Origin of the sequence: Pseudoduganella sp. RAF53_2 (assembly GCF_052113985.1) — a bacterium.
Lineage (GTDB): Bacteria > Pseudomonadota > Gammaproteobacteria > Burkholderiales > Burkholderiaceae_D > Rugamonas.
The window spans coordinates 1-1,606 of record NZ_JBFRDW010000931.1 but is presented as its reverse complement, the minus strand read 5'-3'; the positions used below and the strand labels follow the sequence as shown (position 1 = coordinate 1,606).

Sequence of the window (1,606 nt, the reverse complement as noted above, 5' to 3'; positions counted from 1 at the left end):
ATGTGGTCCAGACTGCGTCATCTACGCTGTCCCGGGACGAAACTTCGGGCGGCGCGCTGCAGACTGCCTCCAGCGCGGCTGCATAGCTGGGTTTAAATTAGCCTCAATGCCTATGCTTCTGTTGGTTTGGTGTTTTGCTGAAGGTAAAGTGAGTGAGTTCGGCGATTCCAATCCGAGGAGCGAAAACGCCATTTCTTCATTGCTGCCTTTGCCCAATTCCAATGACACCTGACTGTTCAGTGTAGGAATAGATTGATTAATCTGCGTTCAAAAGACTTGCACTTTGCGCGCCGACACATCGTTAAAGTGTATTGGTGTCGCATACGAGCGACGGCACACCGGAATTGCACCTGCTACACTAACTATCGGAATGGCAGTTAAGGATCTGCATTCACCTCATATGTGCCTCCCGTTGCCATTCCTTGTGTCATTGAACATTTGCCCGCCTAGGCGGGCTTTCTTTTGCTCCCAGGGTATTTGATTTGGTATGGCCCAGCATCAACTGCAGCCGTGGCGATAGAGGAGGGGCGTTGGCGCGCTCTCATCTGCGCATGCGCCCCATGCCGGCCATTGGCGCCGAGTCGTGGCGGGAAAGGCGGACAGCGGGCAGCCATCTGAAGGCGGGAGATACAAAATTTCTGCTCGGCAAGCAGGCCGGCCAGACCCGGCGGCTTTCCCAGGGCGGACACAATCGGCTCTTCCGCAAGTCACGATTCTGGGCAACGGGTGCCCTTCCATAGGACAAAAAAGAGCCCGCCGAAGCGGGCTTGACCAACAAGGGTGAGATAGGAATGGATGTCAAAGGGCAGCGTCAGGCATGAATTGCCCACTCGTACAAACATTCCGCTATTTAGTTTAACAAGCGCTAAAGGAGCGAACAGTTCGCCGTTCGACGGTGTGGTCCAGCTCCAACATTTTTTGTCTGCCTGTTGAGATGGCAGCTCCCTTCAACAAGGAATACATCTGGCGACGAGATTTGCCTGAGCAGCGCTTGCTTATTCGCAGCCAAGCCGACGAACGCAATTGGAAAACGATTGTGGTAATCGATCTTCAGAAGCGCTACATGAGCACGACAGGCCGGCGCCGTTGACGATGTGCCTTTGCTCATTCTCCTGTGGCTGCACTTTGGCACCTGCCGGGCATGAGGCAGTAACCGCTGTATGCGAACGCTGCCTGCCCGGAGAGTTCGCAGTGATACTATAGACGTGAGAAAAACGATATAAATTATTTTAAAGGTCAAGCTCAGTGGAACAGCAGCCGATGGAATGGCGCGAATGGCGGGAATTGACGAAGAAGTGCTATGCACCATTTCGAGGCTGGCCTACCCTTGAGATGCGGACGTATTGGCAGCAAGGTTTCTCGCCATTTGATGCAGCGAATGCAGCGCGCGTGCGGCGAACCCGATTGCCGTACAGTGAAACGGAAGTTGAATAGTAGCCGGTACTGTGAAACGGCTGTGATCTGCATTGGAAAAATTAGACGCTTCAGAGCGCGAGTTTTTGGTCAATAATTCCTTAGCGGGAGGGTTTGACTATGAAGCGCAAACATTTTCCAGCGGAACAAATCGTGTCCGTGCTGAAGCAGGCCGAATTGGGCATGGCGGTCA

The 1,606-nt window shown here is 53.4% G+C and carries 1 protein-coding gene; it reads left to right on the top strand.

Going from position 1 to position 1,606, the window contains the following annotated elements; translation table 11 throughout:
* Nucleotides 1-232, top strand: a 232-nt coding sequence (locus AB4Z11_RS31140) for a hypothetical protein (protein WP_442029966.1), incomplete at its 5' end; no start/stop codon positions are given.
* Nucleotides 233-1,606: the final 1,374 nt, after the last annotated feature.